The sequence below is a fragment of the Mucilaginibacter sp. UR6-11 genome (genome assembly GCF_020880695.1).
Lineage (GTDB): Bacteria > Bacteroidota > Bacteroidia > Sphingobacteriales > Sphingobacteriaceae > Mucilaginibacter.
This window is the reverse complement of sequence record NZ_JAJIWO010000002.1, coordinates 788,947-813,186: the sequence shown is the minus strand read 5'-3', so window position 1 is coordinate 813,186 and position 24,240 is coordinate 788,947. Positions and strand designations below refer to the sequence as shown.

Below are 24,240 nucleotides of genomic sequence, written 5' to 3'. Positions count from 1 at the left end.
GGGCCCTGACGTAATATTTTAATGTTGGTTGCCTACACCGTTTATCTGGTAGCAGCCCAGGTCGGCTCCGGGCGGGGTAGCTTCCGATAACCCATAAACCGGATCTAACGGAACTAAAATTAACGGTTTAATAGTTGTATTGCCTTTGCCTATTAATGGTGACGATGCCTGTAACCTGAAATTATACCCGTTTAAAGCATTGTATTGCGCCAACGGATGACCCGTTGCAGGCAAAGGGAAATTAATAAACATGGGGTTGTTTTTTTGCACCACGTCTGTACCGTCATAAACAGAACCGGGCGTATAGCCGGCAGGTAAATATTTAGCAGACGTAGTTATTGAAGGGATGTCGGTGGTTTGCGGTTGCGTAATATAGCCTGTTGGATAAAACTGATTGGCTACAAAAAGCGAATCGGCGTATTGGAAATTATTACCGTAACTAAGATGGGCCACATCGGCAATCGGACTGCCAACTACGCGGTAGCCATATTTGCAATTAACAGCTACGTTATTGTAATACATACCGGCTGCGCCTTCTTCAAAATTTATTGAACCCCCGCGGCCGCTTTGCACCTGCCGGTAACCGCCGCTTATAAATGTATTATTATACATTACAATGTTGGTTTGGGGCGCGCCAACAGCCTGGCCCTTGTTAGAAGCTTTTTGTCCGTTTGTTGCTGTACCGATAAAGAAGTTATAAGCTAAGGTTCCGGTCGAGCCGCCCTTTAAATTTAAGCAATCGCCGCCACTTACACCGTTCTTCTCAAATGTATTGCGGAATATGGCAACTTTGCCTGACGATATACGAATCGGATCATCAACGCCGCCATATAACCAGGAGTCCTCCATGATAAAGTTACCTTTATAATTGGCAAATAATATGCTGTATTGGTTGCCCGTACCCGAGCCCGCAAGTTTAGCAGTAGCGTCGCCTTCTGTGCCACCGGCAAACTCAACATGCGTCCATCTTAAAACCATTAAGTTACAGCTGGGGCCGCCAATTATACCTTTCCACTTACCCGCAAACGCCGGATCAGACTTAGCCGTAACCGTACCGGGCGCGTCAATTTTAGTAACACCGGCAACAGTAATAAAATTAGGACGATCCTTCGAGCCGTTACTAACCAGTGTGCCCAATGCAATAATACTGCTACCGGCTCCCATATTTAACGTAACCCCCGGCTGCATTAATAAAGTATCGAGAGGGTTAATTACCAAATCGCAACCAGCCTCAACGCTATAAGTTTTACCGGTAAGCATTGTGCCTTTTACCGACACAACCGAAGTGCCGGATCCGCTGCATGATAATGGGGCCTTGTCGCTAACAGGGTTTGCGGCCGGTGGGGTATAGCTATAAATATCCCTATGCTCGCCGCTCCATTTTTTGCAACCCGCAAATGATATGGTAATTACCATCAAAATCGCCGGAAATAATATCTTTTTCATTTTAAATGTATTATTGATAATTAAAATTTATATCTGAAACCACCCAGGAACGAAACCTTATAGTAATCACTCTGAACTAATGTTTGACCTGAAATATCCTGTTTACCTAAAAACTCCTGTTGTTTGCTGTCAATATCAGCGTGCGGATATTTTAGGTAGATTTTATTGGCTGTATTGGTAAGGTTGTTAACTTTCCCGTAAAAGGATAGCCTGTTAACAATTTTCTTTTCAAAAGAAAAATCAAGCTGGCTAAATGGATGATAATAAAAATCAAGATTATAATAAGTTGATACCTGTGCAATCCTTTCGCCGGTATAAACGTAGGCCAGTTGCATGTCAAGACCCAGCTTTTGGCTCTTAAATAAGAATGATGCGTTGGCCACACTGGCTGCCTGACCCTGCAATGAACGTGTTTGCTGAACAACTATCGGCGAGTTGTCAATCTTTAATAATTTATCAGTTGTGATGCTTGAATGGGTATAAGTATAATTAGCGGATACACCAAACACACCAAAATACTTGGTAACTAAGGCCTCAAAACCATAATTGGTTGCACCACCCTGAGCATTTCCGGGCTGCACAAATAATGCGCTTGGACCACCGTTGGTCACTACAAAATATTCTATAGGATCCTGTATGTTCTTATAGAATGAACCTAATAACAGCTGGTCTGCACCGCCGGGGAATAGTTCGTAACGCAGGTCATAATTGTTAGATGTTGAATGTTTCAGGTTTGGGTTTCCGATTTGCTTATAATACTCGCCATCGATGTTATAGGGAACGATTTCTCCAAAACCAGGCCTGCTTATAGCGGCATAATAAGATAAGCGAAGATTTTGCAGATCAGATAAAGAATAATTTAAGTGCAGGCTTGGCAAAACATCCGTATAGCTGATAGTTCCGTTTTTTTGGCTGTAAGTTAAAGGCTGCTCGGTATTGTAAGATTGTAAGGTGTTTTCAATCCTTACACCACCCAATACTTGTAACCTATCAAACAATTTAAATTTTGCCTGTACATACTCGGCATTAATATCTTCCTTAAATGCGTAGTTGTTAGATTTATCTTTATTGTTATTTCCAATCCCGTCTGATGGCAGGTTAAAATAAAATGGAACAGCGTCAAAGTTATTATTATATAAAGTGGCCTTACCGCCGGTTAGATCATAAGTAGCATAGTAAGCGTCACGTGTTTTGTGCCGGTATAAACCACCCAGGGCAAATTCAACATCAGTATTGCCAATTTTGGGCGAATATTTTAAATTGCCATAGCCGGCAATATCTTTATCCGTGTTGTTTTCCCAATGATGGCTTAGTGCCATATTGTTTTTTACACTGGCAGTAACCTCACCTGCACTATTAACAGCGTTATTGGCATCATAAGAAAAATCTGTTCTGTCCGGCTGGTTCCTTTTAGCGATGGAGTAAACGCCATCCCAATCAAAATCCAACTTATCGGCAAGGCGGTGATTACCCTGTAAGGTTGCATTATAAACAGTTTGCTGGGTAAAAGTGCTCCGGTTTGATATGGTGATCTGTTTGCTTAAACCGGTTGAGTTTAAACCCAGTCCCAATGTGTCTGATGTTTGTCTTGACTGGTACTCGTTGGTGTGCAAATACAGGTTGTATAATGATATTTTGTTATTCTTATCAAATATATAATCTATTTTAGTGTGTAAACCTACCCGCTGGGTTTGGGTAGAATACGTACGATCATAAGAATCAGAAAACTGCGGCGAATTTGGTGCAGGCACAATAGTAGGTGCGGCATTTGGCGTAAGCTCTTTTGAGTTTGAGCCGCGATAAATATTCTGATAACTGGCTGATAAAATAACCCCTAGCTTTTTATCTAAAAACCGGTCGCCAATGGTAAAGCCGGCTGTTGAGCTAACGGGGTTTGACAATTGCTTATTGCTGGTTATTGCCGAACTGTTAAAATCCTTAAAAGTCGCAGCATAATCATTGCCATTAATTTGAGCCGGCGAGTTTTTATTTATACCTGACGAGCTAAACGAGGTAAATGGTCGTGAAGATGAAAAAAGCGTAGAAAACCCGCCTGATAAATTAGCATCAAATATAAATCTGTCCGGCGCGCTTTTCATTACCAGGTTCATTGAACCGCCAATCGCGTCGCCTTCCATATTGGGCGTTAACGCTTTTACAACTTCCAGCCTTTCCAACATTTCTGAGGGAAAAATATCCATCGGTACAAAACGGTACCTGTCATCAGGGCTTGGTATTTTAATACCATTTACCAGGGTATTGTTATAGCGTTGGTCCATCCCGCGGATAATGGCATACCGGCCTTCGCCCGTGCTGGTACGCTGTATGCTTACACCGCTTACCCGCTGTATGGCGTTACCCACAGTAACATCGGGTAAAAGCTGTATCGTGTTTTGCGATAGAATGTTTATTACAGAGTTAGCATTCCTTTCCAGCGTGCGGGCAGAGCGGTCTGTAGCTTTATTTGCCGATCCGGCAATAACTACTTCATTTACCTGGGTATTGGCGTCCTGCAGCAATATATTCTGTGTAACTGTGGCTCCCTCGTTTATATTTACTACATCATCTTTTGACTCATTATAACCAATAAATTTGGCGTCGATTTTATAGGTGCCGGGTTGCAGGTTTTTAAAGGAATAAGATCCGTCTAACTTTGCAGACGTAGCCTGTTTAAAGCTTCCGCGTTCAATTTTAACGGTCGCGCCTACCAGGGGTTCACCTGTTTTGGAGTCGAAAACCTTTCCTCTGATAGTTTGGGCGAAAGTAGAAAACGACCAAAATAAACAACATAAAAAAAGTGAAAGCAGTTTTAATAATAGATAATTGTGTTTCATATGAGGCTAAATTTCGGACAAATAGCCTCTTGAATTCTGTAGAAAAACTGAGTTTTAAGGATAACTATATAAGAATAACGCAATCTTAACAATGTGTTAATATGGCTGCCGTATTTGGCCTGTTTAGCCAAAATGTGTTAACATTTTTTTTACTTAAATAACGCTTAGATAACAGCCGGTGGCTTTTTGCTGTACGCGTTCCGGGATATTTATAAGCCTGACCTACAAATATTATACATAACATTAAAAGCAGCTGTTAACTAATTTACAAAGCCCGCCCACTGGCGGTTTTTAAATTTTATAGTTACATTTATTGCCTATAGCCGGTTTGCTTTAACCCGGCTCATTAACCAACTGTATTAAACTTAATAAAATAACAAACCTGATGAAGAAAAATTTAATTCTTTTACTGTTGCTTGGGCTGTTTTTTAAAGCCGGTGCACAAAATGTTTCGTTAAAAAAAGGCTGGAAACTGGCCATAGGCGATAGCCCCGAATGGTCATCGCCGGGCTTTGATGATAAAGGATGGCAAAATGCCGATGTAAGCAAATCCTGGGAACTGCAGGGGCACCCGTCTTATGATGGTTTTGGCTGGTACCGCCTTCATGTTGTAATCCCATCATCAATAAAAGAAAAAGCTTATTTAAAAGACAGCCTGTTAATTAGCCTCGGCAGTATTGACGATAATGACGAGGTATACCTTAACGGAACGCTTATCGGCAAATATGGCGGCCGCGGCGGCGATATTAAAAGCAGTCATTATGGCCCGCGCAGCTATAAAATAGCGGCAAACAATCCGGCTATTTTATGGGATAGAGAAAACGTACTGGCGATACGTGTTTATGATACCGGCGGCGACGGCGGTATGTACGGTTCAAATTTTAACGTCCACATGGCCGACATTATGGAGGGGGTACATTTTGATACCAACAGCGACTTTAGCTATGGCGATAAAAACAGCCTTGGCAAATCCATAAAAATAGTTACGGCTAACAGGTACGCTTATAAAGGCACCCTGTCTTTCACCGTTACCGATCCCGAAACCGGCGCCGTTATTTTAAGCAAAAAGACAGATACCGCACACTTTACCGCGGGCACGCCATTTTCGTGGTGGTTCACATTCTCGGCAGCTAAAAAGAGATCCTATTTAATTACCTACACTTTTAAAGACAGAAGATCGGGCGTAGAACTATCAGAAACTGAAACTACGCCGTATATCCTTACGCCTGCCCTGGCCAAAACGCCAAAAATAAACGGCGCCGATGTATTCGGCGTTCGCCCGGGCCACCCGGTATTATATCTGATCCCGGCTACCGGGCTTAAGCCGTTAACTTATAGAGCTAAAGGTTTACCTTCGGGATTAAAACTTAACCCGGCAACCGGTATCATTACGGGCGTAGTAGATAAAGAGGGATCATACCCGCTGGTGCTTACAGTAACCAACAGGAAAGGTAGCGCTACCAAGAAATTCACCTTGGCTATCGGCGATAATATCGGCCTTACCCCCGCATTGGGCTGGAACAGCTGGAATGCCTGGGGACTGAGTGTAAATGACGAAAAAGTGCGCACCTCTGCCCGCGAAATGGCCCAGCGTTTAAGCGCCCACGGTTGGTCGTACATTAATATTGATGATGGCTGGGAGGCCGAAAAGCGTACCGACGACGGCAAGATTGTCGCCAACAGTAAATTCCCGGACATGAAGGGGCTAACAGATTTTGTACATGGTTTAGGCTTACGGATGGGTATTTATTCATCGCCCGGCCCACGCACTTGCGGCGGCTATTTGGGTAGCTGGCAACACGAAGATGACGATGCCTTAACTTATGGCGAATGGGGTATTGATTATTTAAAATACGACTGGTGTTCATACGGCGAAATTGCACCGCATCACCCTAACCTTGACGAAATGAAAAAACCCTACCAGGTAATGCGCAGCTCTTTAAACAAAGCCAGCCGCGATATCCTGTTTAGTTTTTGCCAGTATGGTATGGGCGACGTGTGGAACTGGGGTGCAGAAGTTGGCGGTAACAGCTGGCGCACCACCGGTGATATTACCGACACCTGGAACAGTATGTCAGGCATTGGCTTTAGCCAGGATAAGGCTGCGCCACTGGCCGGCCCGGGGCACTTTAATGACCCCGATATGCTGGTAGTGGGTAAAGTGGGCTGGGGCCCAAGCCTGCATAATACCCGCCTCACTTTTGATGAGCAATACACCCACATTAGTTTATGGAGCTTGCTATCATCACCATTATTAATTGGTTGCGATATGGGCCACCTGGACAGGTTTACCTTAAGCCTGCTTACTAATGATGAAGTAATAGCTATCGATCAGGACGCGCTGGGCAAAAGTGCCAGACAATATATCAAAAAAGATGGGTACCAGGTTTGGGTTAAAGAATTAAAAGACGGCGGCAAAGCAATTGGTTTATTTAACACAGCTGATAAATATCAAACCATTTCTTTAAGCAAAACAAACGCCGCTTTAAAAGGCTATACCAAATTCAGAGATGTTTGGCGCCAGCAAAACATAGCAGCAGTAGGCGGCAGTATTGCGCCGCACGGAGTGCTGTTGATCAGGGTTGAAAAGTAATGCCTGGAATCAGGGTAATTAGTATCAGGTAGCCGCATTTTGTCTTGCTACCTGATACTTCCTGCTTGATACCAGCTACTTGGTACTTGATACCAGCTATTCAATACTCCTCACATTCCTTTCGCACATTAAAAAATACGCTTACCTTTGCGCGCAATGAGCAGAGGAGCAAAGAACCAGGTTTTTGAGGACGTTACCATTATTGATATTGCCGAAGAAGGCAAAGGCGTAGGCAAGGCAGACGATTTTGTGTTGTTTGTTGAAAAAGCTGTGCCCGGCGATGTGGTTGACGTACAGGTTTACCGCAGTAAGAAAAACTTTGGCGAGGCTAAGATCATCGGCCTTAAACAAGCCAGCGAATACAGGGTCGAACCTTTTTGCCAGCACTTTGGTACCTGCGGCGGCTGCAAATGGCAGCATATGACCTATGAGGCCCAACTGCAATTCAAACAAAAATCAGTAGCTGATGCCCTGAGCCGGCTGGCTAAGATCGATACAGGCGGAATGATGCCTATCATACCGTCACCGGCCGACAGGTATTATCGCAATAAATTAGAATTTACTTTCAGCAACAAACGCTGGCTGTATGATGGGGAGAACCGGGAAGATACCGCGCTTAACATGAACGCGCTGGGTTTCCACATCCCCGGCCGTTTTGATAAGATCCTGGATGTACAGCATTGCTACTTACAGGCCGACCCAAGTAATGATATCCGTAACCGTATTGATGAATTTGCGAAACAAAACGGCTATACCTATTATGACCTGCGTAACCACGAAGGTAATTTACGTAACCTTATTATCCGCACCTCGTCCACAGGCGAGCTTATGGTGATCGTTGTTTTCGCTTATGCGGATGAGGAAACAGTAAACAAGCTGATGAGCTTTGTTGAAACGGAGTTCCCGGAGATAACATCTTTGCTTTATATCCTTAACGAAAAAAAGAACGATACCATTTTTGACCAGGATGTTACGGCCTGGAAGGGCCCGCAATATATCCATGAAGAAATGCTGGGCATCAGGTTCCGCATCGGTCCAAAATCATTTTACCAAACCAACAGTATACAGGCCCTGCGCCTGTATGAAATAACCCGCGACTTTGCCGGGTTTAAAGGCGACGAACTGGTTTATGACTTGTATACCGGCGCAGGCACCATTGCTAACTTTGTGGCGGGCCACGTTAAAGAAGTAGTAGGCGTAGAATACGTGCCCAGCGCTATTGAGGATGCCAAAATAAATAGTGCCATCAATAACATCACCAATACCAAATTTTACGCCGGCGATATGAAAGATGTCCTGTCGGCAGAATTTGTTGCCGAACACGGCAAGCCCGATGTGATCATATCCGACCCGCCGCGCGCCGGCATGCACCCGGATGTGGTTGCCCGGTTAATAGAAATTGAAGCTAAAAAAATAGTTTACGTAAGCTGCAACGCTGCCACCCAGGCCCGCGACCTGCTGGTGCTGAAAGAAAAATATGATACGGTAAAGATACAACCGGTGGATATGTTCCCCCATACACAGCACGTAGAGAATGTGGTGCTGTTGGTTTTGAGAGATTAGCGGTTAATCCTCCCTATCGGGAGAATTTTGAAAAAGAAGTTTAAAATAAAAACAAAATGTCTTCCCTGCCGGGGAGATTTTAGAGGTAGCCTTATGGAACCGGAAGAATTGCTTAATGAAAATCGTGGTGGGGCGCAAAAGCCGGCGGCTGATAGTCCGCTGGTAAGTTTACAGCGCGATCTGAAAATGTTTAGTGAATCCATACGCGAAGTTGCGGTGGAGATTATGGTAGAGGGACTGTCAAGGTACCCTATCTTTATCGCTCATCAGCATGAACTAAAACTGGGCGAGCTGATATTGGACCGCTTTGAATTAAATACCGAATGGAGCATCCACGCTTCAACCCTGGAGGAATTTTTAGAGGCAGGTGTTGTAAAACCCGAGCTGAAAGATCGTTTTATAACCAACTACAAAAATCCAAAAGATTTTATGTGCGTGTTTGTAGTGGTGCCCGAAGGGGCAAATTTTGTGTTTGTACCCTACGAATGACCCTTGTCATTTAATTAATTTATTTACTTTAGCGTAAGTAGCAACAAAATGGAAGGCAAAAAATTACTCATCTTAAATAAACAGCAAATACAGCAAAAAATTGACCGTATTGCTTACCAGATCCTGGAAGATAACTTTGACGAAACGGAGATAGTAATTGCCGGCATGCTGCCGCGCGGCGGGTTTTTAGCGGCACGCTTAAAAAAAGTACTGGATAAAATTGCGCCATTTAAAAGCACGCTGCTTACTATTGACCTTGACCGCTTTAGCTCAAGCCTGCATGCCCGGCTGGATTTTGACCTGCAAATATGTAACGGCAAGGTGGTTATTTTAGTGGATGATGTACTGAACAGCGGCAAATCCCTTGCTTACGGCTTCGGCGTATTTATGAATGTACCGTTGAAAAAACTGCGTACCGTTGTATTGGTTGACCGGAACCACAAAAATTTCCCTGTCAGTACCGATTACTCGGGCATAGCACTGTCTACCATCATTAAAGAACATATTGACGTGGTACTGAGCGAGAGCGGTGAAGAAGATGCAGTTTATCTGAGATAGCAACCAACCTCTACTCAACTTATAATACTTGTGGAACGGCTATGATTTAACCCGCTCTACGTAAGTGCCGTTAACCGTATCTACTTTAACTTTATCGCCGATATTGATGAATAGCGGAACGTTGATTTCTGCCCCTGTTTCAACGGTAGCTTTTTTCAGCGCACCGGTTGAAGTATCGCCTTTTACGGCGGGCTCGGTATAAGTTATTTCTAATTCGGCTGATGCAGGGATATTGGCCATTATCGGTTCTTCGCTTTCAAAAGCTACAATAACATTCATGCCCTCTTTTAAAAACTTTACGGCCGGGCCAAATAAGGCTTTGGGTACGGTATGCTGATCGTAAGTGTCGTTATCCATGATCACCAAACCAGTGCCGTCATCATATAAATATTGGTAATTGTTGGTTTCAACCCGGGCAATCGTAACGTCCTCGTCTGTACGGAAACGATATTCGACCAGTTTGCCACTTTTTACATTACGCATGCGGGCCTGGTAAAACGCGCGCAGGTTACCCGGTGTACGGTGTAAAAACTCTTCTACCTGTAACAGCTCGCCATTAAAGCGAAGAATGTTACCATTTTTTACTTCAGATGCTTTAGACATAGTAATATTATTGAAGGCGCAAACTTAGGGACTTACAGGGAAAGTTGCAAGTTTGAGGTGAAAGGCTTTTATTGAGGTAAAAGGCGAAAGGTAAAAAGGTTTTTTTGCCTTTCGCCTTTCGCCTTTGTTGCTTTAACCTTTTGCCTTACAGCGTGGCCATATCTATTACAAAGCGGTAACGCACATCGCCTTTAACCATACGGTCATAAGCAGTTTGAATATCTTTGATATCAATCATTTCAATATCTGAAACGATCTTGTGCTCGGCGCAGAAATCCAGCATCTCCTGCGTTTCGGCTATGCCGCCTATAGATGAACCAGCCAAACTTCTGCGGCCACCTATTAAGCTAAATGCCGCTATACTGGCCGGCTCCGGTGGTACGCCAACACAAATATGCACACCATTAATTTTTAATAAATTAAGATACATATTAAAATCGTGTGGGGCTGCCACGGTGTCTAATATAAAATCAAACGTATTAGCAGCGGCTTTAACTTGCTCTTCATCTGTGGTTACCAAAAAATGATGGGCGCCTAAGGCTTTAGCATCCGCTTCTTTTTTAGGCGAGGTACTTAATACCGTTACCTCGGCACCAAGCGCAACACCAAATTTAACGCCCATGTGGCCCAATCCGCCTAAACCTAAAACAGCCAGTTTGTGGGCTTTCCCAACCTTCCAGTGGCGTAGTGGCGAATAGGTGGTTATACCTGCGCACAATAACGGCGCGGTAGCAGCCAGGTCAAGGTCTTCAGATATATGCAATACAAAATCTTCGTTAACTACAATGCTGTTCGAGTAGCCACCGTAGGTAGGTGTTTTTTTGTCCTGCTCCAAACCATTATAGGTTTGCGAGCTGCCCGGGATACAGTATTGCTCCAGGCCTTCTTTACAGTTTTCGCACACACGGCACGAGTCGACCATACAGCCGGTACCTGCCAGCTGGCCAACCTGAAATTTCGTTACATGGTCGCCAACCTTAACTATACGGCCAACAATTTCGTGACCGGGCACCATCGGGAAGATCCCTTCAAACCAATCGTTTTTGATCTGGTGCAGATCAGAGTGGCAAACGCCGCAAAATAAAATATCAAACTGTACATCATGCGGCCCAACTTCGCGTCTTTCAAAATCCCACGGGGCAAGATCTGTTTCCGGCGTTTGCGCCGCGTATCCTTTTACTGGTATCATAAGTAGTTTTGTTTATAGGTAGACAAGGAAGCGGATGGGATTTTGTTTTTCGCCCATTGTCCTAATTATGCCATAATCAGGCTGGCGCGTTAAGTGTACTGTTTCACAAAAAAGTGAAACACTTTGCAACACTTTTTCTACTACTATCCTGTAAATAAGCTAATTAATAAAGTCGGGTGAAACACTTTGCAACAGTACAAATACTTCAGGCGATGTTGTTAACCGATTGTAAATAACCGTTCTAACTGATTTTTTGGATGTTTTACGATTTAGAGTGAAACACTTTAAGTGAAACACCTGGAATTTATGAAAAGCCGTATAAGTTTGGGCTTTTTTCAGAGTTTTTCAAGAACCCTCAGGGAACGATAAGTTATAAGTAATTTATTTATTCTTCCTCACCCCTCAACATCGCCAGCGAATAAAAGCTTTCCCGCCAATAAATCCCGCCCTGCTTTAACGTAACACAGGCCGATTTTGCAAGAATATAAGCCATTAAAAACCCGGCGTAAGGTATCATCAGCGCGTACCACCATTTATTTCGCGGATTGACTGACATAAAGAAAACCTGTGCGGCCAATACCAAACAAGCCATTAAGCGGATAGCCGTATCGCCAAAAATAAGCATGACGGGGATGGGCAGGGCAGTGGTTAATAAGGTGGCCGTAACATCGGCAACCGTCCTGAAGGCATTATAATTACCAACTGAAAAAGAGTTTTTTAACAACCCGTTTCTAAACTGCTGCAGACTTTTGTACCACTCTAAGCAGATATAACCTCCGCCGCTTAATACGTCCTGCCGCAGGCCAGCGCGCTTAATATTCTGGCCCAGTTTTAAATCATCATCAGGCCGCAGCTTTATTTTCACATGAGTGCCTGCCTGTTCATAAGCAGTGCGTTTAACCAGGTTAAAGGCACCAACGCCTAATGATCCGCTGCGGCGCGGTTTTTTGGCATCCCAGGGGCGCGTCAACATCATCAGCATCATGCTAAAGGTTGCCAGTACACTATTTAAAATAACTGATCTTGACCTTACATCGGGCAATACGCTTAAATGGTCGAGGTTGTGTTTTTCCACGTAGCCAAACGCCCGGCTGATGGCATCAGGGTGAAACTCTATATCAGCATCAGTAAACAGCATCCATTCTTCGGTGCTGTTTTTATAGCCCTGGTATAAAGCGTTGTTCTTACCAAGCCAACCATGCGGTAATTCATCCAGTGTAATTAACTTCATTCGGGGATGATCAAACCCGGCTAATATTTCGGCAGTGCGGTCGGTCGACCTGTCATTCACTACAATAATGCGATGGTTCTGGTAATTGATATTACAAACGCTTTGCAAAGCTTTCTCTAAATCTTCCTCTTCGTTACGTACTGCTATAATGATAGCTAAGGGTGGCTGTTCTGCAGTAATTGGCTGGGCTTTTAATTTTTTGATTTGATGGAGGCCGATCAGCAGGTAGGTCATAAACCCTATCCATATAACAGTGGCAGCAATGCTGTAAACAAGCAGTATCATTGTTTATAATCAGTTATGTTTAACCGGTGCTTGCAAAAACTATATTCATGCTCCTGGTTGGAGCAGATAATGGTTAACCTGTCCTTCGCAAACTGTTGTACCAAATTTAAGTACCAGTCTACCCCCTGCGCGTCTAAATTTGAGGTGGGTTCGTCCAGCATCAATATGGGCGTATCAGCACAAAAAGCCAGCGCCAGCTTAAGGCGCTGTTTCATCCCTGATGAAAAGTAACGGATCAGCTTGTTTTGGCTGCCGGGCAGGTTCAACAGTTCAATTATAACAGTTTTATCTATCCTCTGCTTATAGGTTTTAAACTTAAAGTGAAAATCGATCATTTCCCCCAGCGAAAATTCTTCTATCAGTTCCAGGTACGGCGCGGCCAGGCTGAGATGCTGAAACACTTGTTCAACCTCGACCTCTTTATTCTCAAAAAAATAATTGATACTACCGGCAGATGGCGAAAGACTGCCGTTTAATACGGCTAATAAGGTTGATTTACCCGAACCATTTGATCCCAGTATAGCATAACTTTCGCCGCTTATAAATGTATGATCTATCCCCCGGAAAATCCAGTCTCGGTTAAAGCGGCGGCCGATTTGACTTAGCTTGATGGAGAATTGGTCATTTGTCATTCGTCATTCGTCATTTGTGATAACCTTTGGATTACCGGTCCGTCATACTAATGACTAATGACCAGTGGCCAATGACTAACTACTCCCAAATCCCTTCATGATACCACGCTGCGAGTTTTGTACGAAGTTGATGATCTCGTCGCGCTCAACGGTTGGGTTAAATTCGGCCTCGATAATATCCAGTGCCTTGGTCATGTTATATTTTTTCAGGAAGATGATCCGGTAGATCTCCTGGATCTCGTTGATCGTTTCGGCCGAAAAGCCGCGGCGACGCAGGCCTACCGAGTTGATACCGATATAAGACAATGGTTCGCGCCCTGCTTTGGTATAGGGCGGCACATCCTTACGCACCAGTGACCCGCCTGAGATCATGCTATGCGCGCCAATTTCAACAAACTGGTGCACCAATGAGCCACCGCCGATAAAGGCAAAATCATAAACATTAATATGCCCCGCCAGCTGCACCGAGTTTGCAACGATCACATTATCGCCAATAACACAATCATGGGCAACGTGTACATAGGCCATCAGCAGGCAATTGCTGCCTATGGTGGTGGTGTTTTTATCTAAAGCGGTACCGCGGTTCAGGGTTACGCATTCGCGGATAACGGTATTGTCGCCAATGGTAACAGTACTTGGCTCGCCTTTGTATTTTAAATCCTGCGGCGGCGCCGATACTACGGCACCCGGAAAAATACGGCAGTTTTTACCAATACGCGCGCCATCCATGATTACCGAGTTTGAGCCTATCCAGGTGCCCTCGCCTACTTCAACGTCTTTATGAATGGTAACAAATGGTTCAATAACTACGTTGTCGGCTATTTTTGCCTGTGGGTGTATATATGCCAGGGGTTGGATCATGCTTCTTCAGTTTTTGTTTTTTTAACAATTTGTGCCATCAGTTCGGCCTCTACTACCACGCGCTCGCCCACCATACCAATACCTTTCATCTGGGCTATGCCACGGCGTATGGGTGCAATTAAGTTACAGTGGAATATCACGGTATCGCCCGGGACCACCTTATCCTTAAAACGCGCGTTCTCAATCTTAAGGAACAAGGTAATATAATTTTGCGGATCAGGAACGGTATTTAGCACTAGTATACCACCGGTTTGCGCCATAGCCTCGATCTGCAATACCCCCGGGAACAATGGCGCACCCGGGAAATGCCCCATAAAGATCCCCTCGTTCATGGTTACATTTTTCAACCCTACCACGTGGCTCTTGGTCAGTTCAAGGATCTTATCGATCATTAACATCGGGTAGCGGTGCGGCAATATCTCCATGATCTGCACGGTATCATATACCGGTTTCATGTTGGGGTCGTAAATCTTAAAGTGTTTGCGGCTGCGCTCTTTTTTGATGAGTGTCTTTATTTTTTTGGCAAACGCAACGTTTGCTGCGTGGCCCGGCCTTGCAGCCATAATATGCCCGCGCAACGGTACACCTACTAAGGCCAGGTCACCAATCATATCCAACAATTTGTGTCTTGCAGGCTCGTTTTGATGGCGCAGCTCAATATTGTTTAATATGCCTTGCGGCGCTACGCTGATATCTTTGCGGTTAAACAGCTTAGCCAGGTGGTCAAGTTCTTCCTGGTCAACGTCCTTATCAACTACTACAATGGCGTTGTTTAAATCGCCGCCTTTTATCAGGTCGTGCTTTAACAGCATTTCCAGCTCATGCAAAAAGCAAAACGTACGGCATGAGGCTATATCGTCAACAAATTCGGTAATTGAAGATATACTGGCATGCTGGCTACCCAATACCTGCGAGTTATAATCAACCATACAGGTAAAGCGGTAATCATCATCCAAAGGCATGGCCACCATCTCTACCTTACGGTCGGGCTCTGAATAATGGATGTTATATGGGATATGGTAATACTCACGGTCGGCTTCCTGCTCGGCAAAACCCGCACTGCGGATAGCTTCCACAAACTGGATAGAGCTGCCATCCATTATCGGCGTTTCGGGGCCATCCATATCTATCAGCAGGTTATCAATTTCCAGGCCAACCAGCGCCGCCAATACGTGCTCAATGGTACTAACGCTTGCGCCGTTTTGTGAAATGGTTGTACCGCGTGATGTATCTGTAACGTTATCAACGTCGGCGTCAATAACCGGCATGCCAACTATGTCAATCCTTCTAAATTTGTAGCCGTGATTCTCCGGCGCGGGATTAAAGGTCATGGTAACCTTTTCGCCGGTATGTAAGCCTGAGCCCGAAACAGAAACGGGCGCCTTAATAGTTCTTTGTTTTATGTTCATTCTTGTTGATCATTGGTCATTAGATATCTGTCATCAGCCTGGCAATTATGTCCGATAACTAACGACAAGTTACTAATTAACTACTCTTACGCAATTCAGCGATTATTTTTTCTAACTCTTGTATTCTTTTTTCCAATTCGGGCAACCGCTGTATCACCACCTGCGACCGCATATTGCTGCTATACGCAAAAGCCGGTGTTCCGGCCCATTTTTTATTTTCTTCATCAATGGTACGGCCTATACCCGATTGCGCCTGCACCTGCGACCCCCTGGCTATGCTGATATGCCCTACCACACCTACCTGCCCGCCCAATATTACCTGCTCGCCGATTTTTGTACTGCCTGATATGCCGGTTTGTGCGGCTATAACCGTGTTTGAGCCTATCTCTACATTGTGGGCGATCTGGATCAGGTTATCCAGTTTTACGCCTTTGCGGATAACGGTCGAGCCCATGGTTGCCCGGTCGATAGTAGTATTTGAACCTACTTCCACATCGTCTTCTAAAATAACATTGCCAATCTGGGCAATTTTTTTGTAGGTGCCATCGCCGGCCGGGGCAAAGCCGAAGCCGTCGCTGCCAATAATGGCGCCCGAGTGCACGATGACATTATCGCCCAACACACAGTCAAAATAAACCTTAACGCCGGCAAACAGGGTAACATTTTTACCGATGGTAACATTGTCGCCGATATAAGTATTGGGATATATTTTACTGTTATCGCCCACTTTTACATCCGGGCCGATATAAGCGAACGCCCCTATATATACATCCTTGCCGATTGTTGCCGACGGATGTACAAAGTTAGGCTGCTCAATACCGCTTTTATTAAGCTTGATGGTTTGATATTGATCAAGCAATAAAGTAAAAGCGCTGTAAGCATTGTCCACTCTTATCAGCGTAGCTTTTACCGGGCCGGTAAGCTGCAGGTCATTGTTTACAATAACTATGGATGCGTTGGTGGTATAAAGATATTGTTCATATTTTGGATTGGCCAGGAACGAAAGCGTGCCGGCAACGGCTTCTTCAATTTTAGCCAACTGATTAACCGCTACTAACGGATCACCTTCAACTGTTCCGTTGAGTAATAAAGCTATTTGCTGGGCGGTAAATTGCATCGGGCAAATTTAAATTTTTAATGGTTATGTTGTACGTTATACGTTGAACGTAATATGTGTTTTTAATGTTGAGTTAACGTACAACGCAACACCAGTAATTTTTAAACCAGATCTTTGCTATAACAAAGTATATATTTCTCTACCGTTTTAGCCAATGCCTCCAGGTTAGAGTAGTCGCTGGCGGTGGCCAGGTCTATAACGCTGCCGTCTTTCATCAGCACGCCTATATTGCCGTCGCCCACCCGGTAGGCGTTGTTTTTTATGGAATCTGTAAAAACAAAATACGGCACCTCCGTTTTGGCTATTCCATATTTAACAACGGCATTTTCACCCAATTGTGCAACCAGGTTTTTGTCAGGTTTATCATTGGTAATATCCACATGAAACAGTTTCCGGTGCACAAAATCATTACATAGTTTAGCCAGCACAAAATCATCGCTCGACGCCCAGATCTTAACTGCCGACAGGATATCGGTATCATCCAGTTGGGTAAATACCTCTAAATGGCCATCCTTAATAAATGCTTCGCGTGTAAGCGTGTTGGTTAAAAAATGATTAAGTGCGGGGGTGGCAAAAAGCTTTTCGCCTTTTAAAACCAGTTCGCGGCTGCGCTCCAGTATCTTAACCAGCATTTGCTCGGCTGCGATAACGGTTTTATGCAGGTATACCTGCCAGTACATTAACCGGCGGGCTATAATAAATTTCTCGACCGAGTAAATTCCTTTTTCTTCAATTACGATATGATCGTCCCTCACGGTAAGCATTTTAATGATCCGGTCTGAGCTGATCACCCCTTCTGATACGCCTGTAAAAAAACTGTCGCGATTCAGGTAATCCAGCCTGTCCATATCCAGTTGGCTTGATACCAGCTCATGTAAAAACTTTTTAGCGTAAGTACCGCTAAAAATGCTGATCGCGGTTGTTAGTTTCCCGTTAAACTGCTCATTCAGTTTATCCATCAGCAGGATAGAAATATCCTCGTGCGATACGCCCTGAACAATGGTATGTTCCAACGCGTGCGAGAACGGCCCATGCCCGATATCATGTAATAAAATAGCTATGGTTACGGCTTCTTCTTCGGCAGTGGTAATTTCATGGCCCTTGCTACGCAGGGTTTCAACCGCCATCTTCATCAGGTGCATGGCACCCAGTGCATGGTGAAAACGGGTATGCAACGCGCCCGGATAAACCAGGTGGGTCATGCCCAATTGTTTAATATATCTTAATCGCTGAAAGTAAGGATGCTCGATCAGGTCGAACACCAATTCAGACGGGATGCTTATAAATCCGTAAACCGGGTCGTTTATTATTTTCTTTTTATTCAATGTGTAGTTTATGCGCTGCAAAAATGTTAAATTATGGTAAACATTTTACTTTATATTTGTTAATTTTTGTTAATACTATGCCACAATACGTAACAAATAACATGCTTTAGAGTTATATCCCTATGTTTAGCAAAAATTGGGCTTAACGGCCTGAACTACTGAACGACATTTATTTACCGATATTATAAAATATACTATGCAGGATACTACAATATTATGGGCTGACGACGAGATTGACCTGTTAAAACCACATATACTTTTCTTAAACGAAAAAGGCTACAAGGTGACTACCGTAACCAACGGAAATGACGCGGTTGAGGCCTTCAAAAATAACTATTTTGACCTGGTTTTCCTTGACGAAAATATGCCGGGGCTAACCGGTATTGAAACGCTGGCACAGATCAAAAACATCAACAATGATGTTCCTATCGTGATGATAACCAAGAACGAAGAGGAATATTTAATGGAGGATGCCATCGGCTCAAAAATTGGCGATTACCTGATAAAACCGGTACACCCCAAACAGATACTGCTTACGATAAAAAAGTTAACCGAGAACAAACGCCTGGTGACCGAGAAAACCACCATGGCCTATCAGCAGGATTTCAGGACGCTGGGCATTACGCTTAATGACAACCTGAGCCACCAGGAATGGGTTGATGTTTACAAAAAACTGATCTACTGGGAACTGGAATTGGGGCAGCTGGAAGATGCCGGTATGCATGAAATTTTGACCCTGCAAAAAGCCGAAGCAAATACCCAGTTCTGCAAATTTGTTGAAAGGAATTACCTGGACTGGATCAAGAACCCGGACACCGCGCCAACCAGCTCACCTCAGTTATTTAAAAAGAAGGTGTTTCCTAAGTTGGAGGGTAACTTACCGGTATTTTTTATCTTGATCGATAATTTAAGGTATGATCAGTTTAAGATCATTAACCCCATTATATCGCAATATTTTAAGCTGGAAGAAGAAGATACCTACTACAGTATTTTACCTACAGCTACGCAATACGCGCGTAATTCCATCTTCTCGGGCCTGATGCCGTTGGAAATGGAAAAGCGCTACCCCCAAATGTGGCAGAATGATGAAGACGAGGGCGGCAAGAATTTGTATGAGTCGGATTTCATTGCCGATCAGATAAGCCGTGTTTATCGTAAGGATATTAAACATTCGTACCATAAAATTTTAAATATTGACGAGGGCCGCGCGCTGAACGATTCGGTAAGCAACCTGCTGAAAAATGACCTGAACGTAGTGGTATATAACTTTGTGGATATGCTGTCGCACGCACGTACAGATATGCAGATGATCCGCGAGCTGGCAAGCGACGACGCCGCTTACCGTTCATTAACGCTGTCATGGTTTGAGCATTCGCCGTTGTTTGATCTGCTTAAATTTTTAGCGCAAAAACAAGTGCGCGTAGTTATTACTACCGACCATGGTACCATCAGAGTTAAAAAGCCAAGCAAAATTATAGGCGACCGTAATACCAACACCAATTTGCGTTACAAACAGGGCCGCAACCTTAACTTTAACCCTAAGGATGTATTCCATATCCGCAACCCGCACGATGCTATGTTACCGCGCTTGCACGTAAGCTCAAGCTTTGTATTTGCCAAGGAGGATACTTACTTTGTTTACCCTAACAATTATAATCACTTTGTTAATTTTTATAATGAGACCTTCCAGCATGGCGGCATCTCGTTAGAAGAAATGATCATCCCGATAGTAACCTACGGGCCTAAGTAATTAGCGGCGGGTTTGCCTGCCCCGGGGATAAAAAATCAGATTTAATCATTACCACATTAAAAGCGGAATTTCACGCTTTTAATGTGGTAATTTTTTGTAATGGCCGGCCCTTTACAAATAACTCAGCCACCATTGTTTATGCGTGCTTTTATACCGCATAAACCATCTGCACGGAAAATAGAGGATGAATACTACACCCACCCATATTATATACACCCAGCCTAAGCTTAAACCGGTACCTTTTGGCAATTGTAAAATTGCGCCGATGATATGGGCCAATAAGTTAAGCAGGTATAAATGCAGGATGTAATAAAAAAGCGGCACCCGCCCATATACCACAAAAATATTGGTGAATATATTGTGTTTGCCTTCAACCCAAGCTAAAAACAACATGCCCGGCCCAAGCGTCACCAACAGGTAATCAAGCGATGGCGGGTATTTTGATACATTGATAAATGACAATAGGGTACGATGAATATTGCCCTGGTAGGTCCAGACCTCAGGGTCGCCGTAAATACCAAAATACCTGATCAGGATAAATAAGGCTATTGCTGCTATGCCAATGGTTAGCAGTATTTTTTTGCGCTTAACCGCGTCAATAGTATATAATTTGCCAAAGCTGTAGCCGGTAGCCATAACGCCCACCCATGGTATCAGCGGATACATTACAAATACATTTGTATGCCCAAACAGGTGCACCATGCCCTGTACGTGTAAAAAAGTCCACCAGGTTTTTTCGCCGGGTGTAAATGTTGCCATGCTGATATGGTCAAAGGCATCATGCCCAAAAATCAATAATAAACCAAAACCGGCGATAACAGAAAGCGGCAGGTAAATTAAAACTGCCAGCACCATCATGCTGATGCCGATTGCCCATATCACCTGTAAAAACAATTCGCCGATGCCCCAGCCGGCATAAACAACAGTCAGTTCTAAAAAAATCAGCCACAGTCCGCGCGACAGTAAAAACTTAGCGGCTGCGGCTTTGGTTTTCCCCCGCGCCAGCGATAAGAACGCCCCTGTGCCTGCCAGGAAAACAAAGGTTGCGGCGCAGTAATGGGTAATAAAGCGGGTTAAAAATAAGATGGTTGATGCGCGGGTAAGATCAGTAGGATCATAGGGTGCCACCATAAAGAAATCGCGGGTATGGTCAAGCGCCATTACAGCCATTACAAGTCCGCGCAGTATATCGATGGCATCGATACGCTTTTTAGGGGGCTCAGCTAAAAGGTTCATGTTGAATGTTTTACGAATCTAACATAATGATATTTTGATGGTTATGCAAAATTATGGGCGTTAAAAAAAGCGATGGGTTTGTAACCCATCGCTTTTTTTAACCAATTGTTATGCTGAGTTCAGCATGACAGTGCCTGGTTAATTCTTTTTCTCTGCGTGCGCCGACAGATCAAATGGTACGATCACCTTGAAACTAATATTGCGGCCCATATTAAAAATACCGCGCTGCACGCCCGGTGCGGTCTCAGCATTATCAAAGTACTTTAAACGACTCATATTCGACTGGTAGTTGATGTTAGCCAGGTTGGTGCCTTCAATAAACAACTCAACTACCTTCTTACCTGCTGCATTAACCAGGTTACCGCCTATACCGGCGTTTAACAGATTGTATCCGGCTGTATAGGTTTCGGTTCCGTAGGCAGAAAAGAAACGGTCCTGGGCACTGTAGTGATCTAATCCCACAAAGGCATAAACGTTTTTAAATTTTGAAAAACCTTTAACAAAGGTCCCGCGCAACTCAGAGTGCGTATGCAGCGGTGGTATAAACGGCAGGTATTTTAAGCTGTCGGCTACCGGGCTGCCATTGCCCAGGTTTTTACCATACGTTAAAGCCAGAGAGTTTTCAAAATGCAACCATGATGTCGGGTGGATATCCAGGTTAAATTCGCCGCCATTAATGCGTGCCTTGCTCTGGGTATAGGTAAATATGGAATACAACGGAAACGCCGGGTTAATAGCCGGACTGCCGTCAGGGTTTAGAACCTGTTGCTGATAGATATAATTTTCAATATCGTTGTCAAACAGCTCAACACTGGCCGATACATTGGGCAGGGTCAGGAAAGCGCCAACATCTTCCTGCACGCTAAACTCGGGTTTAAAGCTGCTGTTACCGACATGATAAATTTGTGAGCCCGGATCAGGCCCGTTGGCTGATAATTCTGAAATACTGGGCGCCCTGAAACCGCGCGAGATGTTAGCTTTCAGAAAAAACTGGTCAGACATATTATAAGTTGCGCCAAAGCTGCCCGAAAAACCGGTAAAAGATTTGTTTAACGCGTCAAATTGTTTGATCACGCCTGGTGCACCCGTATTGCTGCCGGTATATAACTGCGGATATTTGCCGGTTAACGTATCGATATAGGCCGACTGTCCGGCAAACGACCGGTAATCATACCTTGCACCGGCCGACAGATCCAGTTTGCCGAAGCTCTTCTTTAACACCGCGAACGGCCCGATATCAAATTGATGATAAGCAGGTATCGGGAAATCGGTAGCACTGCCTATGGTATTGTTTTGATATTGCCCGTTAAGGCCAAAAGTGGTTTCAAAGCCGTTGCCGAAAGTTTGGTTATACTTAAAATCATAAGTATAGGTAGTAAGGTGCAGGTTAAGCCCTGCCGTTTCCGGATCTTCAGGGTGAGTGTATTCGCGCCGGTGGCTAAACTGGTAACCTAAGTTAACAAACAGGTTTGCACCATTCTGCAATATAAAATTGCTGTTATTATAAATACGGTAAAGCTGTACGTGCTGGTGCAGAACCGGGATCTTGTAAGCATTTAATTCGGACGCGGGTACTATAGGGCGCGTAGCGTCGTCCTCTGTAACCTGTTTGGTAAACCGGCGGGTAACAGAGTCACGGCTGCCGTCAGGAATCGCCTGCTCATCATCAAATAACGAGGCATTAAAATTAGAATATCCCCAGGCTTTGTTTAATCCAACCATAATCCGCGCGTCTTTTTCGTTAAAGCCGGTTGCGTATACACGGCCATCGTGTTGGTTTTGATAAGCTTTACCTTCTTTGGCAGATACGATAGTCCCCCATATCAACCCTTTGTTATTGCCCTGCAGCCTTAACGAGTTATTGAACAGCCCCTGATTAGTACCATAAACAGACTGTACCGAACCCAGAACAGATCCATCCGGCACGGGCGGCGGCGATATCAGGTTAACCACCCCGCCGATAGCGTCTGATCCATAAGTTAAACTTGCCGGGCCTTTAATCACTTCTACCCGGTCAATAGAATTCTGATCTACCTCGACACCATGCTCATCGCCCCATTGCTGGCCTTCCTGGCGTATGCCGTCCATCAGGGTAATAACCCGGTTATAGCCCAGGCCATGAATAAACGGTTTAGAAATATTTGGCCCCGTGGTTACCGCGCTTACACCGGGTAAATTGGCTATCATGTCAATAACGTTACCGGCGCCGGCGCGCTGGTCGACAAAAGCTTTACCCACCGCTGCCATTGGTATCGGGCTGCGTTTTAACTCGGTTGCGCGGCTTACGCCGGTAATAACCACCTCGCCGGCTTCAATGAATGAGGCCTGCAGCTGGATATTAAGCTCGGTGGTTTTCGACAGATCAACCCGTTGCGTAACGGTTGAGTAGCCTATATAGCTAACCTGTATCAAATAAACGCCTTTTGACAGATGGTTTAGCGTGAACCTGCCGTTAGCATCTGTAACCGTGCCTGTTTTTAAATCGGGAATACTTATGGTTGCGCCAATAATCGGGCTGCCGTCTTTTTTATCGGTAACGGTGCCGGTAATTGTCCCGGCATCAGTGCGGGCAGCTTTGGTAATCAGGGTATTTGCCAGCAAGATGATCAGCAGGCTTATTAATTTTATATTGAATTTCATTGTTGAAGTTAATTGAGGCGGGCTATTGCAGTTGAAAAGCCATGTACCTGTTGCTCTTAAAAAATAAAAAGGGTTATTGTTTGAACGATTTTAAATCGCACAGATTATAATTTAGCAGGATGCTGCAACCGGCGGAGCGCGCCCGGCTGATAAGATTAACGCAATGCTTACAAAATCATAGTTGTAGACCCTGTAAAAATGCTTTGTAACAATATTAGGACTGAAGTAGGTATACGTGTTAATTACCGCGTTGGTGTGGTGCATAGCATCGCACATAGAACATTTTTCCTGCACAACGGTGCGCGATTGATTTTTGGCGACACCCCGGGTTTTGGCAGCAATACCGGCAATAACTTTATGCTGGTGCGTATAAACAGTATACTGCCCCGCTATAAAGCAGAACATTAACAGCCACGCGTAAAAAATATTTGCCTTGTTGTTTTTCAAATCAATGGCAAAATTACGCTTTTTTAAGTAAA

18 protein-coding genes are annotated in these 24,240 nt (G+C 44.4%); 5 read left to right on the top strand and 13 right to left on the bottom strand.

Going from position 1 to position 24,240, the window contains the following annotated elements:
- Positions 1-18 precede the first annotated feature (18 nt).
- Positions 19-1,446 carry a hypothetical protein gene (locus LJ658_RS08875; RefSeq protein ID WP_230546129.1) on the bottom strand — a complete coding sequence of 476 codons (1,428 nt, stop codon included), beginning with the start codon at positions 1,444-1,446 and terminating at the stop codon, positions 19-21.
- 20 nt (positions 1,447-1,466) lie between these two features.
- A complete protein-coding gene (locus LJ658_RS08870) occupies positions 1,467-4,280 on the bottom strand; it encodes a TonB-dependent receptor (RefSeq protein ID WP_230546128.1) in 2,814 nt (937 codons plus the stop codon).
- 385 nt (positions 4,281-4,665) lie between these two features.
- Between LJ658_RS08870 and LJ658_RS08865 the strand changes: the two genes are divergently transcribed.
- The 4 genes from LJ658_RS08865 (at position 4,666) to LJ658_RS08850 (ending at position 9,483) form a co-directional block, all read left to right on the top strand.
- Entirely contained in the window at positions 4,666-6,873 is a 2,208-nt protein-coding gene (locus LJ658_RS08865) for a putative Ig domain-containing protein (RefSeq protein WP_230546127.1), read from the top strand.
- A gap of 156 nt (positions 6,874-7,029) precedes the next feature.
- A complete protein-coding gene (gene rlmD / locus LJ658_RS08860) occupies positions 7,030-8,436 on the top strand; it encodes a 23S rRNA (uracil(1939)-C(5))-methyltransferase RlmD (RefSeq protein WP_230546126.1) in 1,407 nt (468 codons plus the stop codon).
- 93 nt (positions 8,437-8,529) lie between these two features.
- A complete protein-coding gene (locus tag LJ658_RS08855) occupies positions 8,530-8,925 on the top strand; it encodes a hypothetical protein (protein WP_230546125.1) in 396 nt (131 codons plus the stop codon).
- Between the two features lie 48 nt (positions 8,926-8,973).
- Positions 8,974-9,483: a phosphoribosyltransferase family protein gene (locus LJ658_RS08850; protein ID WP_230546124.1), complete on the top strand. Its 510-nt coding sequence runs from the start codon at positions 8,974-8,976 to the stop codon at positions 9,481-9,483.
- 39 nt (positions 9,484-9,522) lie between these two features.
- Here the strand turns inward: LJ658_RS08850 and efp are convergent, their stop codons facing one another.
- From efp to LJ658_RS08810, 8 genes are all read right to left on the bottom strand, one after another.
- Complete coding sequence (efp, locus tag LJ658_RS08845) at positions 9,523-10,086, bottom strand: elongation factor P (protein ID WP_230546123.1); 564 nt, start codon at positions 10,084-10,086, stop codon at positions 9,523-9,525.
- Between the two features lie 145 nt (positions 10,087-10,231).
- Positions 10,232-11,275, bottom strand: a complete 1,044-nt coding sequence (locus LJ658_RS08840; protein WP_230546122.1) for an NAD(P)-dependent alcohol dehydrogenase — start codon at positions 11,273-11,275, stop codon at positions 10,232-10,234.
- A gap of 385 nt (positions 11,276-11,660) precedes the next feature.
- Positions 11,661-12,791 (bottom strand): glycosyltransferase family 2 protein, encoded by a 1,131-nt coding sequence (locus LJ658_RS08835; protein WP_230546121.1) that lies wholly within the window; start codon positions 12,789-12,791, stop codon positions 11,661-11,663.
- A complete protein-coding gene (locus LJ658_RS08830) occupies positions 12,788-13,423 on the bottom strand; it encodes an ABC transporter ATP-binding protein (protein ID WP_230546120.1) in 636 nt (211 codons plus the stop codon). Before LJ658_RS08830 ends, LJ658_RS08835 begins: the two co-directional genes overlap by 4 nt.
- Positions 13,424-13,498: 75 nt before the next feature.
- Complete coding sequence (gene lpxA, locus LJ658_RS08825; RefSeq protein ID WP_230546119.1) at positions 13,499-14,284, bottom strand: acyl-ACP--UDP-N-acetylglucosamine O-acyltransferase; 786 nt, start codon at positions 14,282-14,284, stop codon at positions 13,499-13,501.
- Positions 14,281-15,693 (bottom strand): bifunctional UDP-3-O-[3-hydroxymyristoyl] N-acetylglucosamine deacetylase/3-hydroxyacyl-ACP dehydratase, encoded by a 1,413-nt coding sequence (locus tag LJ658_RS08820; protein ID WP_230546118.1) that lies wholly within the window; start codon positions 15,691-15,693, stop codon positions 14,281-14,283. The genes lpxA and LJ658_RS08820 overlap by 4 nt, the downstream gene beginning before the upstream one ends.
- Positions 15,694-15,769: 76 nt before the next feature.
- Positions 15,770-16,810 carry a UDP-3-O-(3-hydroxymyristoyl)glucosamine N-acyltransferase gene (gene lpxD, locus LJ658_RS08815; RefSeq protein ID WP_230546117.1) on the bottom strand — a complete coding sequence of 347 codons (1,041 nt, stop codon included), beginning with the start codon at positions 16,808-16,810 and terminating at the stop codon, positions 15,770-15,772.
- Between the two features lie 101 nt (positions 16,811-16,911).
- A complete protein-coding gene (locus LJ658_RS08810) occupies positions 16,912-18,135 on the bottom strand; it encodes an HD domain-containing protein (RefSeq protein WP_230546116.1) in 1,224 nt (407 codons plus the stop codon).
- Positions 18,136-18,331: 196 nt separating this feature from the next.
- Here LJ658_RS08810 and LJ658_RS08805 point away from each other — a divergent pair, with 196 nt between their 5' ends.
- Complete coding sequence (locus LJ658_RS08805) at positions 18,332-19,885, top strand: bifunctional response regulator/alkaline phosphatase family protein (protein WP_230546115.1); 1,554 nt, start codon at positions 18,332-18,334, stop codon at positions 19,883-19,885.
- Between the two features lie 111 nt (positions 19,886-19,996).
- Here the strand turns inward: LJ658_RS08805 and LJ658_RS08800 are convergent, their stop codons facing one another.
- From LJ658_RS08800 to LJ658_RS08780, 3 genes are all read right to left on the bottom strand, one after another.
- A complete protein-coding gene (locus LJ658_RS08800; protein WP_230546114.1) occupies positions 19,997-21,121 on the bottom strand; it encodes a DUF1624 domain-containing protein in 1,125 nt (374 codons plus the stop codon).
- Positions 21,122-21,259: 138 nt separating this feature from the next.
- The gene (locus LJ658_RS20445) at positions 21,260-23,761 is read right to left on the bottom strand and encodes a TonB-dependent receptor (protein WP_255670478.1); all 2,502 of its coding nucleotides are present in this window, start codon (positions 23,759-23,761) and stop codon (positions 21,260-21,262) included.
- A 111-nt stretch (positions 23,762-23,872) separates the two neighbouring features.
- The gene (locus LJ658_RS08780) at positions 23,873-24,208 is read right to left on the bottom strand and encodes a hypothetical protein (RefSeq protein WP_230546113.1); all 336 of its coding nucleotides are present in this window, start codon (positions 24,206-24,208) and stop codon (positions 23,873-23,875) included.
- Positions 24,209-24,240 lie beyond the last annotated feature (32 nt).

What these genes read in the sequence shown, in the direction of transcription:
- lpxA (WP_230546119.1), bottom strand. Translation starts at nt 14,284, where the DNA reads ATGATCCAACCCCTGGCATATATACACCCACAGGCAAAAATAGCCGAC.
- LJ658_RS08870 (WP_230546128.1), bottom strand. Translation starts at nt 4,280, where the DNA reads ATGAAACACAATTATCTATTATTAAAACTGCTTTCACTTTTTTTATGT.
- LJ658_RS08820 (WP_230546118.1), bottom strand. Translation starts at nt 15,693, where the DNA reads ATGAACATAAAACAAAGAACTATTAAGGCGCCCGTTTCTGTTTCGGGC.
- LJ658_RS08850 (WP_230546124.1), top strand. Translation starts at nt 8,974, where the DNA reads ATGGAAGGCAAAAAATTACTCATCTTAAATAAACAGCAAATACAGCAA.
- LJ658_RS20445 (WP_255670478.1), bottom strand. Translation starts at nt 23,761, where the DNA reads ATGAAATTCAATATAAAATTAATAAGCCTGCTGATCATCTTGCTGGCA.
- LJ658_RS08835 (WP_230546121.1), bottom strand. Translation starts at nt 12,791, where the DNA reads ATGATACTGCTTGTTTACAGCATTGCTGCCACTGTTATATGGATAGGG.
- LJ658_RS08800 (WP_230546114.1), bottom strand. Translation starts at nt 21,121, where the DNA reads ATGAACCTTTTAGCTGAGCCCCCTAAAAAGCGTATCGATGCCATCGAT.
- LJ658_RS08875 (WP_230546129.1), bottom strand. Translation starts at nt 1,446, where the DNA reads ATGAAAAAGATATTATTTCCGGCGATTTTGATGGTAATTACCATATCA.
- efp (WP_230546123.1), bottom strand. Translation starts at nt 10,086, where the DNA reads ATGTCTAAAGCATCTGAAGTAAAAAATGGTAACATTCTTCGCTTTAAT.
- LJ658_RS08855 (WP_230546125.1), top strand. Translation starts at nt 8,530, where the DNA reads ATGGAACCGGAAGAATTGCTTAATGAAAATCGTGGTGGGGCGCAAAAG.
- rlmD (WP_230546126.1), top strand. Translation starts at nt 7,030, where the DNA reads ATGAGCAGAGGAGCAAAGAACCAGGTTTTTGAGGACGTTACCATTATT.
- lpxD (WP_230546117.1), bottom strand. Translation starts at nt 16,810, where the DNA reads ATGCAATTTACCGCCCAGCAAATAGCTTTATTACTCAACGGAACAGTT.
- LJ658_RS08805 (WP_230546115.1), top strand. Translation starts at nt 18,332, where the DNA reads ATGCAGGATACTACAATATTATGGGCTGACGACGAGATTGACCTGTTA.
- LJ658_RS08840 (WP_230546122.1), bottom strand. Translation starts at nt 11,275, where the DNA reads ATGATACCAGTAAAAGGATACGCGGCGCAAACGCCGGAAACAGATCTT.
- LJ658_RS08830 (WP_230546120.1), bottom strand. Translation starts at nt 13,423, where the DNA reads ATGACAAATGACCAATTCTCCATCAAGCTAAGTCAAATCGGCCGCCGC.
- LJ658_RS08865 (WP_230546127.1), top strand. Translation starts at nt 4,666, where the DNA reads ATGAAGAAAAATTTAATTCTTTTACTGTTGCTTGGGCTGTTTTTTAAA.